The sequence below is a fragment of the Natrarchaeobius halalkaliphilus genome, assembly GCF_003841485.1.
GTDB classification, from domain to species: Archaea; Halobacteriota; Halobacteria; order Halobacteriales; family Natrialbaceae; genus Natrarchaeobius; species Natrarchaeobius halalkaliphilus.
In genome coordinates this window covers 430,352-447,692 of sequence record NZ_REFY01000003.1, presented here as the reverse complement: position 1 = coordinate 447,692, position 17,341 = coordinate 430,352, and the positions used below count along the sequence as shown (strand labels likewise).

The following is a 17,341-nucleotide window of genomic DNA, read 5'->3' as shown; positions in this document are numbered from 1 at the left end:
TTTATCCTGATGGAAACGTACTCTCGTACAACGACGTCGGCCAGTGTAATGATCGATTTATCGCAATCGCAACCGCGGACAGTTCTCTATCTCGCGGCCAGCGACGCGGACGCCCAACAGAGCGCGACCGACCTCGAGGCCGTTTCCTCGGGGCCGGATCGAACGGTCGCCTCGCTGTCGACGACCGATCTCGAGCGGGTGGACAGCTGGGCAGCCGATGCGGACTGCGTCGTCTTCGCTGAGACGCCGACGACGGAGGCCGGAGCGACCTTGCTCGAGATCGTCGAGGCCTGTGGCTCGACGCCGGTCGTGCTCTTTACCGATGCGGTGTACGCGCCGGCCGCGGCACGCTCGACTGACGGGGTGGACGGCTACGTCAGGCGCAACACCGACGACGCTCTTTCCCACCTCGCCGACGAGATCGAATGGATCTGTAGCGCCACGGACGAACCGTCGTCGACTCCCTCGTCGAACGCGATCGCGATGCCCGGGGAGCAATCGACCGCGGACGGCCAACCAGCCGAGGCGCTCCTCGAGTCGCTTGCCGCGGCCGCGACCCAGCGCGAGCGCGAACCGCTGTTCGAACTGCTGGTCGACGACGTCGCTGACGCCCTCGGAACCGACGACTGCTGGCTTTCGACGGTCCACTTCGGTGAATTGACCCTGCGCGCGGCGACGACGGGCGTTCCCGAGGACCTCGACGGGCTGTCGCGAAACAGCGTCCTCGACGATGCGCTCGAGACCGGCGATCCGATCAGGATCGACGATCGGGCGGCCGACGATCGCCTCGAGCTGTCGATCGACGGGGCGAACCGATCGGTGTGTTGTGTCCCCGTTTCTGACGTCGGCTTCCTGTGTGTTGGTGAAAAAGAGCGAGCGGCGTTCGACGACCGCGACTGCGAGCTGCTCGTTTCCTATAGCCGGGTGATCGCCACGCTTCTCGAATGGACCGAAACCGAATCGCAGCTTACGAGCGAGTGCGATCGGCTACGTAGACAGCGAAATCGACTCCAGACGAGGCGAGATCAGCTGGTGAACGATCGCAACGCACTTCGAACGGAGCGAGACCGGCTTCGGGCCCGCCAAAACCGCGACCGGGCACTGTTCGAACGCCTGCCGGAGCCCATGGTTCGATACGAGATCGAAGACGACCGACCGGTCGTCCGGAACGTTACGGATCGCTACACCGACGTCTTCGGAGGCGATCGCGAGACGGTGATCGACACCCCTCTCGACGAGAGCATCGCCTCCGTGGCTCCAGACTCCCGCCGATCCGCCGTTCTCGAGGCGATCGAACGAGCCGAACGTCGACAGTTCACAGCCGAGATCGAAACCGCCGACGGCGTTCGCGAGTTCCGCCTCACCGTGGTCGCCATCGAGGCAGAGACGGCCTGCGAACGGCGGGCCGATTCCGTCCTCGAGGGGCTGATCGTCTACAGGGATCTCACGGCGCGCCGGCGCACCGAGTCTGAACTGGCCGACGCCCACGAGCGCATAGAAACCATCGACACGCTGGTCGAGGAGGAGGTTCGACGACCGCTGAACGTCGCTCGTGGATTTCTCGAACTCGCAGAGGAGACCGGCGACCGAGAACACTTTTCGGAGGTCGAAGCTGCACAGGATCGACTCCTGGAACTCGTCGACGGACTGGCCCAGATCGCAAGCAGGGATCGTAGCCGATCGGTACGACTGGATCGCGATCGCTCCGAGTCACCGGATCGCGATCGATTAGAGCAACCAAATGGGTGACGTCGTTCGGTAGAATCGGTCGAACGGACTGGCTACGAACGTGTCCGGCCGAGTCGTCCGCTCCTACTCTTTTTCGAGCGCCAGCGACGCCAACATCGCCTCGAGTTGCAGGCGCTCGTTCGCCCCCTCCGTGATGCGATAGTCGACTTCCCCGAGTCGCTCGAGCAATCGCACGGTTGCCTGCTCGGAGATCTCGAACTCCCAGGCCGAGCGATGCAGTTGGTCGATGACGTCGCCGCCGGCGAGTCCGCGGTCAGTTAACAGATCCTCGAGGGCGGCGCGGGCGGCGGTGAAATCGCCGCCGATGGCGTGGTCGACCATCGCCTCGACTTCCTCCGGACGGGCGGTGGCCGTGATCGTAAACACCGTTTCCTCGTCGACGGTCTCGCCCATCACTGCGGCGGCCTGGAGGGCGTTGATCGCCTTTCGCATGTCGCCGTTTGCCGCGTACACGAGCGCGGCGATTCCGTCGTCGGTCACCGTTATCCCTTCGACGTCCGCTATTTCGCGTATCTGCGTCTCGACTGCGCCGTCGGCCAGTTCGGTAAAGCGAAAGACGGCACATCGGGACTGGATCGGGTCGATGATCTGACTCGAGTAGTTACACGAGAGGATGAACCGGGTGTTGTTCGAGAACTGCTCCATCGTCCGGCGGAGGGCGGACTGGGCGTCGGAGGTTAGTGCGTCCGCCTCGTCTAGAAAGATGATCCGGTGATCGTAGCCCCCGAACGACGAGCGTGCGAAGTCCTTGATTCGATCCCGGACGACGTCGATCCCGCGCTGGTCGGAGGCGTTCAACTCCAGGAAGTTCTCGCGCCAGTCGTCGCCGTAGACTTCCCGGGCGATCGCCTGAGCGCTCGCTGTCTTCCCGGTTCCGGCAGGACCGGCAAACATGAGATGAGGGAGATCGTTCCGCTCGACGTAGCGCTGGAGTCGTGGGACGATGTCCTCGTGACCCTTGATATCCGCGAGCCGCTGGGGCCGATACTTCTCGATCCAGACTTCGGTCCTGCCGGGAGTTCCCTCGACTGTCTCGGCGTCGGCCTCGCTCATACCGGCCCAACGGTGGGACGGGAAATAAATCGACCGAAGCGCGGTGTGGCCGATCTCGATCCGGCGGGCCAGTCGACGATACTGAGACATCACTGATAGCTTTTTGCGACTCCGTGTGGTACGAGTCCGCATGCCCGAACGGTCCACACTCCGGAGACGAGTCGTCGTCCTCGTCGCCCTCGCCGTCGTTCTCTGTGCGACGGTGCCGGCGACGGCCGCCGCCCAGTCGAGTTCGCAGGTCGGCGGTACCGTCACCGTTTCCGAGGGAGAAACGGTCGACAGCCTCGAGGCGTTCGCGGGAACGGTCGTCGTCGAGGGAACGGTTACCGGCGACGTCAGCGCCGCTGCGGGCGATATTCGCATCCACGGCGACGTGGGCGGGGACGTCGAGGCAGCCGGCGGAAGCGTCACGATCGCCGGCACCGTCGACGGCGACGTTCAGGCCGCCTCCGGTAGCCTCGAGATCACGGACGGTGCGACCGTCGGTGGGGACCTCTCGGCCGGTGCCGGAAGCGCGACCGTCGACGGCGTCGTCGACGGCGACGTGGCCATCGGGGCGGACACGATCAGACTCGGAGACGAGGCCGCAATCGCCGGCGATCTGCGCTACGGCGGCGATCTCGTCGGGAACACGGGTGCCGTCGCGGGCGACATTCGTCACGATTCCTCGCTCGGCGGCGAGTTCGCCCCGACGCTCGATCCGATCGTATCGTGGGTGTTCTCGCTGTACGTCCTCGCGTTGAACCTGCTGATCGGTGCCGCGTTGCTCGCACTGTTTCCGCGATTCTCCGCTGGCGTTTCCGCGAGCGTCGCGACCGATCCGGTCCGAACGGGGCTCGTCGGACTCGGCGTGCTCGTCGGCGTGCCGATCCTGTTGATCGCGCTCGCGATCACTGTCGTCGGGATTCCGCTCTCGTTCGTCGGCGGGTTCGCGTTCGCACTGGCGATCTGGATCGCGATCATCTACGGCCGATTCGCCGTCGCGGCGTGGCTCCTCTCGGCCGTCGGCGTGGGAAACCGATGGATCGCGCTCGTTGTGGGATTGGTCGCCGGAGCCGCCGTCGTTCAGATTCCCTATCTCGGGACCCCGATCAACCTGATCGTCCTCCTGCTCGGTCTCGGCGCGCTCGCACGCGGCGTTTACGGCCATCGCCGGGCGCTTCGGGATCGCGATCGAGAGCCGGGCGTGAGACCCGAAGAAACCCCGACGGACTGACGACCGGTCACCCGCCCCGATCGCTCGCTCGAGATTCAAAAACGATCCACGAGCGACGCCCTCAAGTCTGCACTGTCCCAACGGTTCGTATGTGCGTCACCGTCGACGTCAAGGGGGAAGGAACCTACGAGATCGATCTGGCTACCGACGGCGACTCGAGCCCGACGTACACCGATCTCCTTCACGAGGTCGATCTCAGCCCTCACGAGGTGAGCGTCCTCGTCGACGGCCGACCGGTACCGGAGGATCAGCCCGTCGACGCCGACCACGTTACCGTCTTGCGGCTGATCAAGGGTGGCTGAGGAAAAGGCGGCTACCGAGTGCCTCGAGTTCGTTACTCCTCGGCAAGCAGCCGATCGACCATCTCGTCGGGATCGAACCGTTCGAGGTCGTCGTAGCCCTGTCCGACGCCGAGAAACAGGATCGGTTTTCCGGAGACGTGGGCGACCGAAATCGCGGCCCCACCGTTCGAGTCGGCGTCGGCTTTCGTCAGAATCGTACCGTCGATCTCGGCAGCGGCGTCGAACTCTCGTGCACGGTTGACCGCGTCCTGACCGGCGACTGCCTCGTCGACGAACAGCGTCATGTCGGGACCGACGACGCGATCGATCTTCTCGAGTTGATCCATCAGTCCCTCGTCGGTGTGGAGGCGCCCTGCAGTGTCACCGAGGACGATGTCGACGTCGTTGGCATCGGCGTACTCGACGGCGTCGTACAACACTGCTGCGGGATCACCGCCCTGCTCGTGGGCGATGAGCTTCGTCTCGAGCCTGTCTGCGTGCTCCTGGATCTGTTCGTTTGCCCCGGCGCGGTAGGTGTCGCCGTTTGCCACCACGGTCGAGTAGCCTCGGTCTTCGAAGTAGCGACTGAGCTTCGCGATCGAGGTGGTCTTTCCGACGCCGTTGACGCCGGTAAAGACGATGGTGACGGGCTTGTCCTCGAGGGCGATACGCTCGTCGAAGTCGAACTGCCCGACGCTGATCACGTCGTAGATGGCATCCCGAAGCGCGTTTTCGACGACGTCGCCCGTCGAGGTCGTAAACGTTCGCGTCTCACCGATCAGTTCGTCGCGGATGTTGTCGAGGATTTCCTCTGCGACGCCCATCTCGACGTCGCTCGAGAGCAGCGCCATCTCGAGTTCGTGAAGGGGCCCCTCGAGGTCCTCCGCTTCGATTACGAACTTCCCTTTGACGAGCGATTTGGCTTTCCGTCCGAAGCCGGTCGATCCGCTATCTTCATCCGGTTCGTCTCCGGTCGCGTCGTCCGCGGGACCGTCGTCGGAGACGACTCCGGCGCGGCCTGCTCCCGGATCGGTCCGTTCGTCGCGGTCCGTCTCGAGATCCCCATCGGAGCTCCCATCCTGACGATCGGAGCTGACAGCGGTTTTCGGAGCGCCCTCGGCCCCTTCGTTCCGGGAGGACGGTGGATCGGCCGCCGCGTCCACGCTGGTCGTCGTCTCGTTTGTCGATGGGTCTTCGTCACCGGTCTCGAGATCATCTTCCTCGAGATCGCCTTCCTCGACGTCTTCGACGTTCTCTTCGGCAGCTTCCTCGGCGTCTTCGCGGAAGCTCCCGAGCTTCTTCTTCAGGTTGTCGAACATGGGGGGCTCCTGCGTTACTCGTCAGGGCTGGGCCCCTGACCCATCCCCTGCATCTGCTGTTGCATCGCCTGCTGTTGGATCTGCTGGGCCTGCTGTTCGAGCTCGGTGCTCTCGCTTTCGAGTTCAGCGATCTCCTCGTTGATCTCGTCGATGCGGTCGTCGAGGTTCTCCTTTTTGTTCTCGAGTACGGAAATAGCACCGTCCTGCTCGAACTCAGCGGCGTACTCGGCACCGAGTTCGACGATCGCCTCGTCGATGTCCTCGATGGACGCACGAAGGTAGGCACCGCCGCCGAGGGGAACCTGAACGGTCGATCCGGTTTCGAGGGTCTCGAGTGCGTCGATCGCTTCGTCGGCTTCGGTCTTTTCTTGCTGGACCGACTCGACGTTCGCCTGCATCGCCTCGATCTGCTGTTGGATCTCTTGAATCTCCTGGGAGAGCTGCTGGAGTTGTTGCTGGCTCATCGCTGGGCGACCTCCTCGAGGTCGATCTGGGTGCGGTTGAGTCCGTGCTGGCTGCCGAGTTGGGAGAGTACGTGCTCGCGAGCCACGTTCTCGTTTTCGGCGTCGATCGTCGTTTCGAACTCCGCGAGTCCGTCGCGGCTTTTGAACCGACCGGTGACCGTAAATTGACTCATGGCTCACACTCCGGCAGGCAGTCGGAAGAATCTTCCCTTCCATCGGAGCCACGAGGACCTGACTCACTCGAGTAGTTACGACCGGCCCGGCGATTCGTTTCGGTCACTGACGATCGCGTGTTCCACTCGGCGGCTACGATTCGGCTCGCAGCTCTCGTAACGTCCGTCGACCCGGTTCGATAAGTTCGTCCAGGTAACTCGCGAGGGTCCCCTTGGCGTCGGCCGGATGGAGCTCGCCGGACTCGAGGTCGTCCGCGAGGGAGTCGTACGCCTCGTACGAGAGGGGACCGCCGTACTCCTCCGGTCGCTCGACGACCACGGTTTCGAATCGGGGGAAGACGTGGTACTCGAACAGTTCGAGCACCGGGTTCTCGAGATCGCCCTCGGGATCGCGCGTCGGCGGGCAAAACGCCGAGTTGACTTTCTCCTCGAGTTCCTCGGTCGAGTCCTCCATCGAGATCGTCGCGCCCTCGCTCGAGGACATCTTGCCCTCCCCGCTCGTCAGGTCGGCCACGATTGGCGTGTGCAGACACGGTCGAGCGTCGTACTCGAGTTCCGGAAGCTCCTCGCGAGCGAGCATGTGGACTTTGCGCTGATCGAGTCCACCGACCGCGAGATCCAGATCGAGGTACTCGATATCCAGGACCTGCATCAGCGGATAAACGAGGTGACTCACTTTTGCGGTCTCGCCCGATTGCAGCTCGGCCATCGCTCGCTGGGCGCGGTTCATCGTCGTCGAAAGCTCGAGTTCGTGCAGGTCGAGCGTATAGTCTTCCTCGAGCTGGAACGACGAGCCGTAGACGAACTCGGTTTTGTCCTCCTCGAGACCGTAGGCGATGAACTGGGCTTTCATCCGCTCCGCCGTGTCGCGGATCTCCTCGAAGGTCCCTTTTCCGTTGAGGTAGGCGTGGACGTCCGCGAGGAGAACGACGACGTCCAGACCAGCTTCCTGGAGGTCGATCAGTTTGTTCGCCGTCAACAGGTGGCCGATGTGGAGAACGCCGGAGGGCTCGTAACCGACGTAGGCGCGTTTGCCCGCCGGATCGTCCGCGAGCTCGCGCACCTCCTCGTCGGTAACGACCTCCTCGGCGTTTCGCATGATCAGGTCGTAGGTATCCATCTCTGTCTGAGCGAAATCAGCGGACGGATTTATGACTTTGTGAACGATGATAGCGTGTCCACCTCCTGTCTGGTTTCGAGCGCATCGAATCGTGATCTCGTTACCGGGGTCCGGCCTGTCCGTGTTCGCCTTCGGAGACGGGCTCGAACCGGATGGTTTCATCACTCACGCCGTTTGCCCCGGCCGCTTCGGGACCGTCTTCGTCACCCCACCAGTTTTCTTCGCCGGTTATTTTCTCGTCGTCGACCCGGAGTTCACCATCACCGAGATCGCCGTTTCCGCCGTCGGGTTTCTCGCTGTCCTCGGCCCACATCCCGTGCTCGCCGTTGTCGACGACGTTACTGTACCAGATGCGGAAATAGTTCTCGCTCGGATCGATGACCGCTTCGTCCGCCTGAACGAGCGCTCCGTTGCGTTCGTTCTCGAGTAACTCGACGTAGACGATATCGACGTTATTCGTGTCTCTCAGGTGGATTCCGTCCACGCCGTTATCCGCAAAGCGGGTGTAGTCGACGGAAATCGAGGTGCCGTCGAATATCCGCAATCCGTCTCCGCCGTTGTCGGAAACGACGGTATCACTGAGGGTGAGATCCGTACTGTCAGTAACTGATACACCATCTCCCACGTTGTTCGAGACGGTGCTGTGCCGGAGCGTGAATATCGTGTTCTCGGAGATCCGAATCCCGTCACCGTTTCCGGTGAGGTATACGTCCTCGAGTTCGATCTCGTCGCTGTCCGATACGCGGACGCCGACATCGTCGTTTCCGGTTGCCTCGAGCTTCGTCAGTTGGACGGCGTCGGATCCGTCGACGGCTATTCCGACCCCCGTCTCACTGACGTCGACGTTCTCGAGCGTCGCACCGGGCGCGGACGCGAGTTCGATCCCGGTGCCGGACGGATCCACGTTCGTAAGTGTGAGCCCGTCGACCGTACCTCCTTCTCCCCTCACCGAGAGGCCGACGTCCGCGCCGCCAGCGTCGAGGACGGTTTCCTCGCGAGTTCCGAGCGACCGAACCGTGACGTTCGAGGCGGTGACGTCGACCGCCGAGGACCCGCCCTCGGAGGCATCGTACGTCGTTTCAGCGAGCTCGAGTGTCTCCTCGTCGGCCACGTCGTCAGCAGCCGCGTCGAGTGACCGATAACTCGTCTCCGCGTCGACGTTCTCGACGTTCCCGAGAAGCGGAACGTCGTGCGTCGTCGAGCCGTCGACGATGACCGTCGTCTCGTAGTACCGGTGGCCGTCGGCGTCGATCCAGAGGGTATACTCTCCGCCGTCGACGTCGTCGAACTCGTAGCTGCCGTCGGCGTCGACCGTGGCCGTCTGCTCCGGACTGTTCTCGATGGTCACGGTTTCGCCTTCGAGATCCTCGTCATCACCGTCTTCCGTCTCCGTCGAGACGATTCCCGAGAGCGAGCCGTCCTCCTGTTCGCCCTCCCAGGTGGCGTTCCCGGTGGCCGAATTCCCGTTCACCAGTTCGGTGAATACGACGTCGACGTCGTCCTGCGTCGTATCGGAGCTCACGTCGAGCGTCACCTTTCCGTCGGCATCGGTCAGTTCGGTCGTCACGTCCCCGTCTCCGTTGATCTCGACGTCGAACCCGTCCGTCGCGTCGGCTTCCACCTCGACGTCTTCTCCGACGGGATCACCGAACCCGTCCTCGATCGTCACCTCGTACGCGATCGTCTCGCCGTCGTCGACCGTCTCGTTGTCCGGCTCGGCCTCGTAGGACACCGCCGCAGGATCACCGATTTCCGGAACCTCGAACTCGAGGACGTCCTCGTTCGAAGCGACGCTGACGACCAGCCGGTGGGCTCCCGGATCCAGCTCCCGATCGAAGCTGATCCGTGCGGTCGACTCCGGTTGCCAGACCGACGCCGACGGATCCTCGAGGATTTCGACGTGTGGATCGGAAACGTACTCGCCGTCGATCACGATTCCGACATCGTTTCCGCCGAGCGGGATCGAACTATCACCGATATTCGAAACGAGAACGCTCACCTGATCGTCTTCGTCCCGCGGATCGTAGATTGTTGCGTGACTCTCGGGATCGCTGATCACGGCGATCTCGGTCTCGATTTCGTCCACCGTCGTCGATCCGTATCCGTCGATTGCGTCGCTGACCACGTGAGTGTGGCCGACGAGCGTCAGCGCAAACGCTGACGAGGCGACCAGGAGGATGATGAAGAACACGAGATGCGTTGCTGTCGTTCCTGACATGACCGTTCATCGCAGCCGCTGATGCAGTGCTGGTTCCCCGACTGAGACCGTTTTCGTCGCCCGAAACACGATTCTCTCGGTCGTTGTAGTAGTATCAGTATCCGGGTAAATAGATGTCGGCCGAACGCTGGCCGCTGTCGCCGTCTTCGATGGTGTCCCGTGTATTCCCATCGGGGCCTCGATAGTAGCCACTGTACGTCACTCCACACTACTCGGACGACGGAGGCACGGTTCGATGCCAGCATGGGGAAATCGAGGATCGTACGAGAGACGTCTGCATCACCACGGTTGGAACGATCGCTCGGTGGCTACGGTTTCTCAATGTCGTCCGTCGACGGTCATCCTATCCGGTGGCTGCTCCGAGAAACGAGAACGGATCCGTGATCTGTAGCTGGTCGGAAACGTCCCCGGCGTAGACGGTGGACTGATCGGGTCCGAGATCGAGCGCTCGAGTCTCGGAACCGACCGAAAAGTCGAGCTCGTCGAGTTCCACCCAGAATGCGTTCGGGGCGAGCGCCGACTCGAAGTAGTAGATGCGGTCTTTGTGGTCTGCGACGGATCGCCAACGCGTCGAAGAGATGTGCGGTGCGTCGGGCGTGGTGATGCCGTGTGGAACGGAGACGTTCCGAATCACGCCGAATACGCCGGCGGTCGCTGTTCGACGATCCTCGACCTGTGGTATCGCGTCGACGTAAAAACTCGCCCTCGCAAACCGGTCGGCCGGCCGGTTCGTCCCCGGTAACATAACCGTGCCGCCGATCTCCTCCCAGTACTCGGCCAGTGCAAGTTGCTTGTCGAACGTGGGAGAGTTTGTCATCACCTGAAAGTCACGATCGTGGTGAACGACGAGTTCGCCGTCGATATACTCCAGGATCGCGCTGTCGCCCGTGGCATCCGACAGGGAGAGGTGGACCGTCGCCAGACGATCGTCACCCGGCACCTGCTCGGTTACGACCGTAACGTCCTCTCGACGGATGTGTGCGACGACCTCGGCAACCGTGGCGAACCTGTCGAGCATATACTGAGTCCACAGCGAGATCGACATTGCCGGCGTTTCGCCGCCCCGTTCGGGATACTCCGACTCGGACAGCCACAACAGGTTGGCCGCCAGACCGGCTTCGTTCATGCCGTCGGTGGTGGCGATGTCGTAAGCGGTCGCGATCACGCTTCCGTACTCGGACGTCCAGGTCATCGAGTTCGAGTCGACCTCGCCGTCGCGTTCGACACCGCGAGGAAGCACCCAGATGTTCGTCCCGATATCTTCCTTCCAGTCCATCGATCGAGCCGTGAGAACGCGGTTTTCGGGACCGAGATAGACCAGACGAGTACACATCAGTTTATCCCCTCCACAGTCACGATCGACCCCCAACCCGGTTCCAAGTCAACCGAACGGAGCGACGCCCGTCCCGGGGACGACTCCTTCGATCGGACCCGACCGAGAGTCCGGCTGGGCTGGTTCGTGACGAACGCGTCGGTGCGTTCCGCGCTGATTGCCGAGTCGACCGTTCGGAGGACTACTCGAGACATGTTCAGTGGACTCACACCGATCGAGATGATAAACCTTTCATACGGTTTACTGTAAATCATTGCCGGCGCACCCGCGACCCGGGCGGCGGGTGCGCCGGTAAATCGTTACAGTAACCCGTATCACAGGACAGGGGTGGACGTCGATCAGAGGCCGTTTCGAATACGGGATTCAGCCGCTTCGAGGGCTTTCGTCCGGTCGAACTCGTCGACGATGGTGCGGAGAGCATCCTCGTTTGACCCCGCGAGTTCGCGCGCGTGTTCGGTCATATTCGGCACCGCTCGAACGATGTTGTCCACGATCGGAACCTCTGCGACCTGCGGGGAGCGCGAGAGCGGATTCAGATCGATGACGATCTCGGTTTTTCCCATTTCGTCGAGCGCCTCGGCCCGATCACCGTCCTCGAGCGGCACGAGCACGACGTCCGCCGCGTAGATGCCGTCGGCATCGACTTTCGCACGCTGATGGTCGAGGTTCGGAATGCGTGCGTCGCCCTCCAGTCCTTTTACCTCCTCGGCTCCGTGTTCGCGCAAGTGGGACGCGATGGCCGCGATGCGTTCGGGAGTTCGATTGAACAGGTTGACCTCGAGGTCGGCGCCGACGGCGTCCGCGAGGTCGACCATCTCGCCGGGGACGAGCGCCGCGACGTTACCGTTGATCGAAAGCACCGGTCGCTCCGCGAGCAGGAGTTCCGCGGCGGCCGCCCGCTCTGCGTCGTTCGCGCTGGGAATCGTCTCTTCACCGAGCAGATAATCGAAGGCGCTACCACGGCCCTCGGCGTGCATTCCCTGGAGATGCGTGATTCCCTTGTCGACGCCCTTCTCGATTCGGTGGCGGGTGAGGAGATCCTGATAACGCGGGTGATCCTCCGGAATCTCGTCTTCGTGTTCGACGTCGGCAGAGACGGTGTCGTAGTCGCTCACTGTCGATGGGTAGGCGTCGGTAATAAAAAGGCGACCGATTCGATCGGTAACGCCGTTCGCTCGAGTCCCGATTCGATCGACGCTCCTGGCTACAGTTATTTTTCCACTCGTAGATCGCATTACACCTCACGAGGGTGTCAGTCAGTGAATGTGATCCATCCCCCAGGTGCCTGAGCCTTCACGTTGTTCATGGCCTCGCGAGCGGCCGTTCGTGTGTCGTACACCCGCGTGCTCTCGGCCATCGTGGTTCCGTACTCATCGACCAGTTGCCACACCCAGCCATCGTCGTCTTCGGCCGCGTGTAACTCGAAGGAGACGCTGTCGATCTCGAGGATACTCGCCGCGTCGATCAGTTCACGGACCCCCTCGAGTGCTTCCCGGCCGACCTCGATCGAGTCGAACGTCTCGGAGCTGATCGCGACGGTGCGGCCGTCCTCGTCGAGGAGTCGCCACCGCCAGCGGTCGTCCTCGTCGGTGACGAGTTCGAACGACGCGACGTCGAAGTCGACCCGACCGGCCAGCGGTGCGAGCCGACGGACGGTTTCGACTTCCGATTTCAGCGCCGATTTGTCAGCCGCCGGGTCGACCGACGAACCGATCACGTCTCGTTCGTAGTCGATCAGACTCCACTGCCATCCACCGTCGCTCTCGAGACGGACGACAGCGTCCTCGATCGCGAATATCGGAGCGTCGGTCGCGTGGTCGGTTATCGTCTCGACGACTGCGCGTCCCTCACTCTGGCTGGTATAGGACACGGTCGAGTCCGCGATCGTCTCTCGATCTCGATTCAACAACCGGAACTGCCAGTCATCGGTCCCGTAGAGCTGGACGGTCACGTCACCGATCGTGTATCGGTGTCCCGACGCGGCCGCATCACGAACGGCTTCGAGCCGTTCGACGAGATCGTCTCGCGTCGGGTGTTCCTGACCGTCGACGGCGACGATTTCGCCGCTTGGCAGAACGAACCGCCAGTGCCAGTCTTCGGCCGCGTACGGCTGGAAGATAGCCTCGTGCATCGTTCGAACGTCCGACTCGAGGTGCTCGAGCACGCGATCCATCGCCGCTTTGGCAGCTTCTCGGGTCGGATGAGTCGCTGGATCTTCGGCGACGAGCTTGCCGCCCTCGTCGATGAGCCGCCAGCCCCACTCGTCGTCCTCGTCGACGAACAGCTCGAATGCGGCGGTTTCGATCTCGAGCAGTTCGGCCTCGGGGGCCTGTTCTTTCAGCGTCATCATCGCTTCGGCAGCTTCGTTTCGGGAGGTGTGTTCTGCGCCGCTGTCTGCGAGGACGTTCCCGTCTTCGTCGATGAGCCGCCAGCGCCACTCGCCGGAGTCCGCCTCGTAGACCTGAAACGCCGCGTTTTCGAACTCGATGAGTTCGGCCTCGCTCGCCTGTTCTCGAACCCGATCGATCGCCTCCTCGGCCGTTTCGGCGTCGGAATGCGGTTCGTTGCTCGCGGCGATTACGTCCCGTCCCTCCGTGACGAGTCGCCAGTTCCAGTCAGGTCCGGTCTCCCGTCCGTCCTCTCCGACGACGCCGCCGTCGGCCGACAGCTCCGCCTCTCGTCTCTCCGTCTCGTCGACGGTCGCCGGCAGGTCGTCACCGTCGTCGAAAGAGAATTCTCGTCCGTCCGCGGCCGGATACACCTCGTACTCGGCGTCGTCGATCTCTACGATATCGGCGTCGCGAGCGCGTTCACTGAACTGTTCGACGCGGCGTTCGGTTCCCTCGTGATCCCGTCGTTCCTCCGGACTCCGGGCGACCACGCGTTCGGCCTCGTCTATCAGGCGGAACTGCCACTCCTCGCCCGACTGGTAGAGTTCGTAGGTGGGTTCGCCGGCTACGGTGATCGACGCCGACTCGAGGGCGGGAAGTATCGCCTCGACGGCTTCCTCGGCATCGCGTCGCGATTCGAACTCGTCGGTCGCGGTCGCGATCACGTCGTCCGAATCGTCGACGGCGCGCCACGCCCAGCCGCTCTCGCCTTCGTAGAGTTCGACGCCGACATCCGCGACGTCGAGTACGCGTGCGTGTTCGAAACGCTCCGCGAACGTCCGGGCGGCTTCTTCGGCTCGCTTCTGGCTTCGGTGGCCAACGTCGTCCGACGCCAGTGCCCTTCGCTCGTCGTCGATGAGTTGCCAGTACCACTGGTCGCGTTCTTCGGTGTACGTAAACGCGGCACCGTCGATCTCGATGACGTCCGCATCGGGGCCGCGGTCTTTCAGAAAGCTCACCGATCCCTCCGCCTCGTCGCGAGAGTCGAACTCGTCTACGCAGGAGCCGACCACGCTTCCGTCGTCTCGTGCGAGCGTCCACTTCCAGGCACCGTTTCGATCCTCGTAGAGCCTGAACGCCGACGTCGTCAACTCCAACAGCCCCGCCGAGCTGATCTGGGATTTGACGCGTTCGATCCCCTCGGTGGCCTCTGGGCGCGTCACCGCGCGTTCGGTGCTCGCGGCAAGCGCCTCGAGGTGAAGGACGTGCCATCTCCAGTCACCCGCCTCGTCGCGGAAGACGGCAAACTGTGCCCCCTCGAGGGCGTCGCCGGTTAGAATCGGCGGATCCTCCGTCTGCCCTTCCTCTTCGACGAACATTCCTCGCTGGCCGGTCACGACCGGAACGAGCGCGGTGACGCCAGCGATGATACCGATGCCGACCGCATAAACCGAGATCACTTCGACGCTCCAGTCCGCACCGTGACCTCGCCAGTCGTGTGGATAGACCGCGGCGAAAAAGACGACGCCGACCAGCGAGATCACGAGACCGAACGCGCTCGCCTGTATCCCTCGTCGTCGGACGGGGAGCATGAGGACCAGCCCGAACAGACAGACCGACAGTCCCGCCGCAGCCGTCACGCCGGAGATTCTGATGAGGACGTACGAGCCGGTGTCGCCCGCGTAACCGACGACGAACGCGAACACGCCCGCCGCCGCGATGAGATAGCCGAGAACGAACAACCAGTAGCCGTAGACGTCTTTTTTCGAGTCGGGTTCACCGACGTAGCGTTCGTACAACCGGAACAGGTTCTGGTATATTTTCATTGCGTGCGTCATCGCAAACTCAATCCATAACTAGATCAATAGTTAATAAAGATGTGTAATCATCTTACTCGAATTTCATTTCAATACGTCAAACACCTGTATAGTAAATGACGAGGATATCTGTCGGGTCGCGGAGGTTCTCTCGAACGCCCGCGTTCTCGGGTAACAGTCTGGAAAAGACGCGCTGTCGTGTGGCCGCTGTCGGATATCTTCGTCCCGGACCTCCGATCACCAGTACCGTTCGGGCGTCGGCTACAGGGTCGAATCGAGCCACGTCACTGCTCTCGATCCTGCTATTCAGTTCTGGAGCAAAACTGGTTCCCTCCCGAGCGTCGACGCTCGGAACGCCACTAGACGCCGCGATCCTGCAAGCGCTCTTCTTCGGGCAGGTCGGCGTTTGCGTCCCCTTTCATTCCCTCGCCGAGGTTACTCGAGATCGCGGCGAGTCGGTCGGCATCGTCCCAGTTGTTCGTCGCCTCAACGATGGCTTCGGCCATCTCCGGCGGGTTCTCCGCACCGAAGATCCCGCTGCCGACGAAGATACCGTCACACTCGTGGTGCATCATGAGCGCCGCGTCCGCCGGCGTTGCGATGCCGCCAGCCGCGAAGTTGACGACCGGGAGACGCCCCATCTCAGCGGTCTCGTGGACCAGTTCTGCGGGGGCTTCGATGTCGCGGGCGTAGGACTCGCGTTCCTCGTGGGTCATCCCTTCGAGTTCGCGGATCGCACCCTTGATCGTGCGCTGGTGGTGGACGGCCTGGTTGACGTCCCCGGTTCCGGCCTCGCCTTTGGTCCGGATCATCGCCGCGCCCTCGTCGATCCGGCGAAGCGCCTCACCGAGGTTTCTGGCACCGCAAACGAACGGCGCGGTGAACTCGCGCTTGTCGATGTGGTAGGCGTCGTCGGCGGGTGTCAGCACCTCGCTCTCGTCGATCATGTCGACGCCGACCGATTCTAGGATCTGTGCCTCTTTGACGTGGCCGATCCGGGATTTTCCCATCACCGGAATCGACACTTCGTCGACGATCTCCGTGACGTCCGCGGGATCGGCCATCCGAGCGACGCCGCCGCGCTTGCGGATATCTGCCGGAACGGCCTCGAGCGACATCACGGCGACTGCACCGGCGTCCTCCGCGATTCTGGCCTGTTCGGGGTTGACGACGTCCATAATCACGCCACCCTTTTGCATCCGGGCGAACCCACGCTTGACGAGGTCGGTTCCGCGTTTTAGTTCCTCGAGGTCGGTCTCTCCTGACATACCCCGGCGTTAGAATCCGCTCCACTTACGCGTGTCGTGTTTCTCCGGTGAGGTGCGTACATCCTCCGTAAATCGCTACACTCTCGAGTAAGGCGCGTACATTCCTCACAGAGTCACCGACACTCTGCCGAGTGCGTAAACGTAATCCGCCCCGGACGACGGGTAGCAACCGCTACTGTTTTGCGAGTGTCGTCCCTCACGGGAGACGAACGATGTCCGTGGTGACTGAGTTGCCCGCTCGAGATCCGTTGCCGAGATACCTCGCGCCAGTCCCGAAGGCGCTCGAGGACCTCGGGTTGCGACTCGCCTGGGTGGTGGTGGCGATCAACCTCGCGGGGACGGCCTTCGGGTTCTGGTACTACTCCGGACAGTTCGCTCGGACGCCCGCGGTGATGTGGCCGTGGGTTCCCGACAGCCCGATGGCGACGCTGTTGATCGCGCTCGCGATCGCCAGCTGGAAGCTGGGGTACGAACAGCCATGGTTGACGGCGCTCGCGTTCTTTGGAAACATCATCCTCGGGCTCTGGACGCCGTACACGTTGCTGGTGTTTTATGAAACCTACGCGACTCAGACGCATCCGGTGATGTATCAGTTCCTCTTCTGGAGTCACCTCGGGATGGTCGTCCAGGCTCTCGTCCTTCACCGAATCACCGACTTCTCGATCCACGCCGTCGCCGTCGCCGCGCTCTGGTATACGAGCAACCTGATCGTCGACTACTTCGTTCCGGTCGTCGGTGAACCACACCACACGACGATCCCGGTCGCCCGCGACACCGCGATGTTCCTCGGCGCGGACGCACTCGGCGTCATCGCCGCCGGCGAAGTGACGTTTACGCTCCTCGCGCTCTTTCTCGCGCTGTCGACTCGGGCCAAAACGTACGAAATAGCGCTCGAGCGAGCGCGAACCTCGTAGCGAACCGGCCGTACAATTTCGGAATCAACGACGGAACAATCGAGAGACAGTCATTTGAACCCGGTTCCGGAGTCGTTTCGTCTCTC

The 17,341-nt window shown here is 62.7% G+C and carries 14 protein-coding genes; 4 read left to right on the top strand and 10 right to left on the bottom strand.

Annotated features, from left to right (window positions below):
* The first annotated feature begins 48 nt into the window (after positions 1–48).
* A complete protein-coding gene (locus EA462_RS09140) occupies positions 49–1,749 on the top strand; it encodes a GAF domain-containing protein (RefSeq protein WP_124178259.1) in 1,701 nt (566 codons plus the stop codon).
* Positions 1,750–1,812: 63 nt separating this feature from the next.
* On the opposite strand, the gene EA462_RS09135 is transcribed toward EA462_RS09140, so the two are convergent.
* The gene (locus EA462_RS09135; protein WP_124178258.1) at positions 1,813–2,802 is read right to left on the bottom strand and encodes a replication factor C small subunit; all 990 of its coding nucleotides are present in this window, start codon (positions 2,800–2,802) and stop codon (positions 1,813–1,815) included.
* A gap of 130 nt (positions 2,803–2,932) precedes the next feature.
* Between EA462_RS09135 and EA462_RS09130 the strand changes: the two genes are divergently transcribed.
* Positions 2,933–4,018, top strand: a complete 1,086-nt coding sequence (locus tag EA462_RS09130; RefSeq protein WP_124178257.1) for a bactofilin family protein — start codon at positions 2,933–2,935, stop codon at positions 4,016–4,018.
* A gap of 89 nt (positions 4,019–4,107) precedes the next feature.
* On the top strand, positions 4,108–4,320 hold the full coding sequence (gene samp2 / locus EA462_RS09125; protein WP_124178256.1) for a ubiquitin-like small modifier protein SAMP2: 213 nt from the start codon (positions 4,108–4,110) through the stop codon (positions 4,318–4,320).
* 32 nt (positions 4,321–4,352) lie between these two features.
* Here samp2 and ftsY read toward each other — a convergent pair whose 3' ends face one another.
* From ftsY to pdxS, 9 genes are all read right to left on the bottom strand, one after another.
* Positions 4,353–5,618: a signal recognition particle-docking protein FtsY gene (ftsY, locus tag EA462_RS09120; RefSeq protein ID WP_124178255.1), complete on the bottom strand. Its 1,266-nt coding sequence runs from the start codon at positions 5,616–5,618 to the stop codon at positions 4,353–4,355.
* A gap of 14 nt (positions 5,619–5,632) precedes the next feature.
* The gene (pfdA, locus tag EA462_RS09115; protein WP_124178254.1) at positions 5,633–6,082 is read right to left on the bottom strand and encodes a prefoldin subunit alpha; all 450 of its coding nucleotides are present in this window, start codon (positions 6,080–6,082) and stop codon (positions 5,633–5,635) included.
* Positions 6,079–6,255 carry a 50S ribosomal protein L18Ae gene (gene rpl18a / locus EA462_RS09110; protein ID WP_124178253.1) on the bottom strand — a complete coding sequence of 59 codons (177 nt, stop codon included), beginning with the start codon at positions 6,253–6,255 and terminating at the stop codon, positions 6,079–6,081. The genes pfdA and rpl18a overlap by 4 nt, the downstream gene beginning before the upstream one ends.
* 133 nt (positions 6,256–6,388) lie before the next feature.
* Positions 6,389–7,375, bottom strand: coding sequence for a tyrosine--tRNA ligase (locus tag EA462_RS09105; protein ID WP_124178252.1), 987 nt, complete (start codon positions 7,373–7,375; stop codon positions 6,389–6,391).
* Between the two features lie 100 nt (positions 7,376–7,475).
* Entirely contained in the window at positions 7,476–9,593 is a 2,118-nt protein-coding gene (locus tag EA462_RS09100) for a right-handed parallel beta-helix repeat-containing protein (RefSeq protein WP_124178251.1), read from the bottom strand.
* 343 nt (positions 9,594–9,936) lie between these two features.
* Positions 9,937–10,926: a linear amide C-N hydrolase gene (locus EA462_RS09095; protein WP_124178250.1), complete on the bottom strand. Its 990-nt coding sequence runs from the start codon at positions 10,924–10,926 to the stop codon at positions 9,937–9,939.
* A gap of 338 nt (positions 10,927–11,264) precedes the next feature.
* On the bottom strand, positions 11,265–12,041 hold the full coding sequence (locus EA462_RS09090) for a 4-phosphopantoate--beta-alanine ligase (protein WP_124178249.1): 777 nt from the start codon (positions 12,039–12,041) through the stop codon (positions 11,265–11,267).
* A gap of 137 nt (positions 12,042–12,178) precedes the next feature.
* Complete coding sequence (locus EA462_RS09085) at positions 12,179–15,094, bottom strand: DUF1508 domain-containing protein (RefSeq protein ID WP_124178248.1); 2,916 nt, start codon at positions 15,092–15,094, stop codon at positions 12,179–12,181.
* A gap of 338 nt (positions 15,095–15,432) precedes the next feature.
* A complete protein-coding gene (pdxS, locus tag EA462_RS09080; protein WP_124178247.1) occupies positions 15,433–16,341 on the bottom strand; it encodes a pyridoxal 5'-phosphate synthase lyase subunit PdxS in 909 nt (302 codons plus the stop codon).
* A gap of 212 nt (positions 16,342–16,553) precedes the next feature.
* Between pdxS and EA462_RS09075 the strand changes: the two genes are divergently transcribed.
* Positions 16,554–17,255, top strand: coding sequence for a DUF1405 domain-containing protein (locus EA462_RS09075; protein WP_124178246.1), 702 nt, complete (start codon positions 16,554–16,556; stop codon positions 17,253–17,255).
* Positions 17,256–17,341: the final 86 nt, after the last annotated feature.

Coding starts and splice junctions, on each gene's coding strand:
- EA462_RS09140 (WP_124178259.1), top strand. CDS start 49: ATGATCGATTTATCGCAATCGCAACCGCGGACAGTTCTCTATCTCGCG.
- EA462_RS09075 (WP_124178246.1), top strand. CDS start 16,554: ATGTCCGTGGTGACTGAGTTGCCCGCTCGAGATCCGTTGCCGAGATAC.
- EA462_RS09135 (WP_124178258.1), bottom strand. CDS start 2,802: ATGAGCGAGGCCGACGCCGAGACAGTCGAGGGAACTCCCGGCAGGACC.
- EA462_RS09130 (WP_124178257.1), top strand. CDS start 2,933: ATGCCCGAACGGTCCACACTCCGGAGACGAGTCGTCGTCCTCGTCGCC.
- EA462_RS09105 (WP_124178252.1), bottom strand. CDS start 7,375: ATGGATACCTACGACCTGATCATGCGAAACGCCGAGGAGGTCGTTACC.
- EA462_RS09100 (WP_124178251.1), bottom strand. CDS start 9,593: ATGTCAGGAACGACAGCAACGCATCTCGTGTTCTTCATCATCCTCCTG.
- pfdA (WP_124178254.1), bottom strand. CDS start 6,082: ATGAGCCAGCAACAACTCCAGCAGCTCTCCCAGGAGATTCAAGAGATC.
- rpl18a (WP_124178253.1), bottom strand. CDS start 6,255: ATGAGTCAATTTACGGTCACCGGTCGGTTCAAAAGCCGCGACGGACTC.
- EA462_RS09095 (WP_124178250.1), bottom strand. CDS start 10,926: ATGTGTACTCGTCTGGTCTATCTCGGTCCCGAAAACCGCGTTCTCACG.
- EA462_RS09085 (WP_124178248.1), bottom strand. CDS start 15,094: ATGACGCACGCAATGAAAATATACCAGAACCTGTTCCGGTTGTACGAA.
- pdxS (WP_124178247.1), bottom strand. CDS start 16,341: ATGTCAGGAGAGACCGACCTCGAGGAACTAAAACGCGGAACCGACCTC.
- samp2 (WP_124178256.1), top strand. CDS start 4,108: ATGTGCGTCACCGTCGACGTCAAGGGGGAAGGAACCTACGAGATCGAT.
- ftsY (WP_124178255.1), bottom strand. CDS start 5,618: ATGTTCGACAACCTGAAGAAGAAGCTCGGGAGCTTCCGCGAAGACGCC.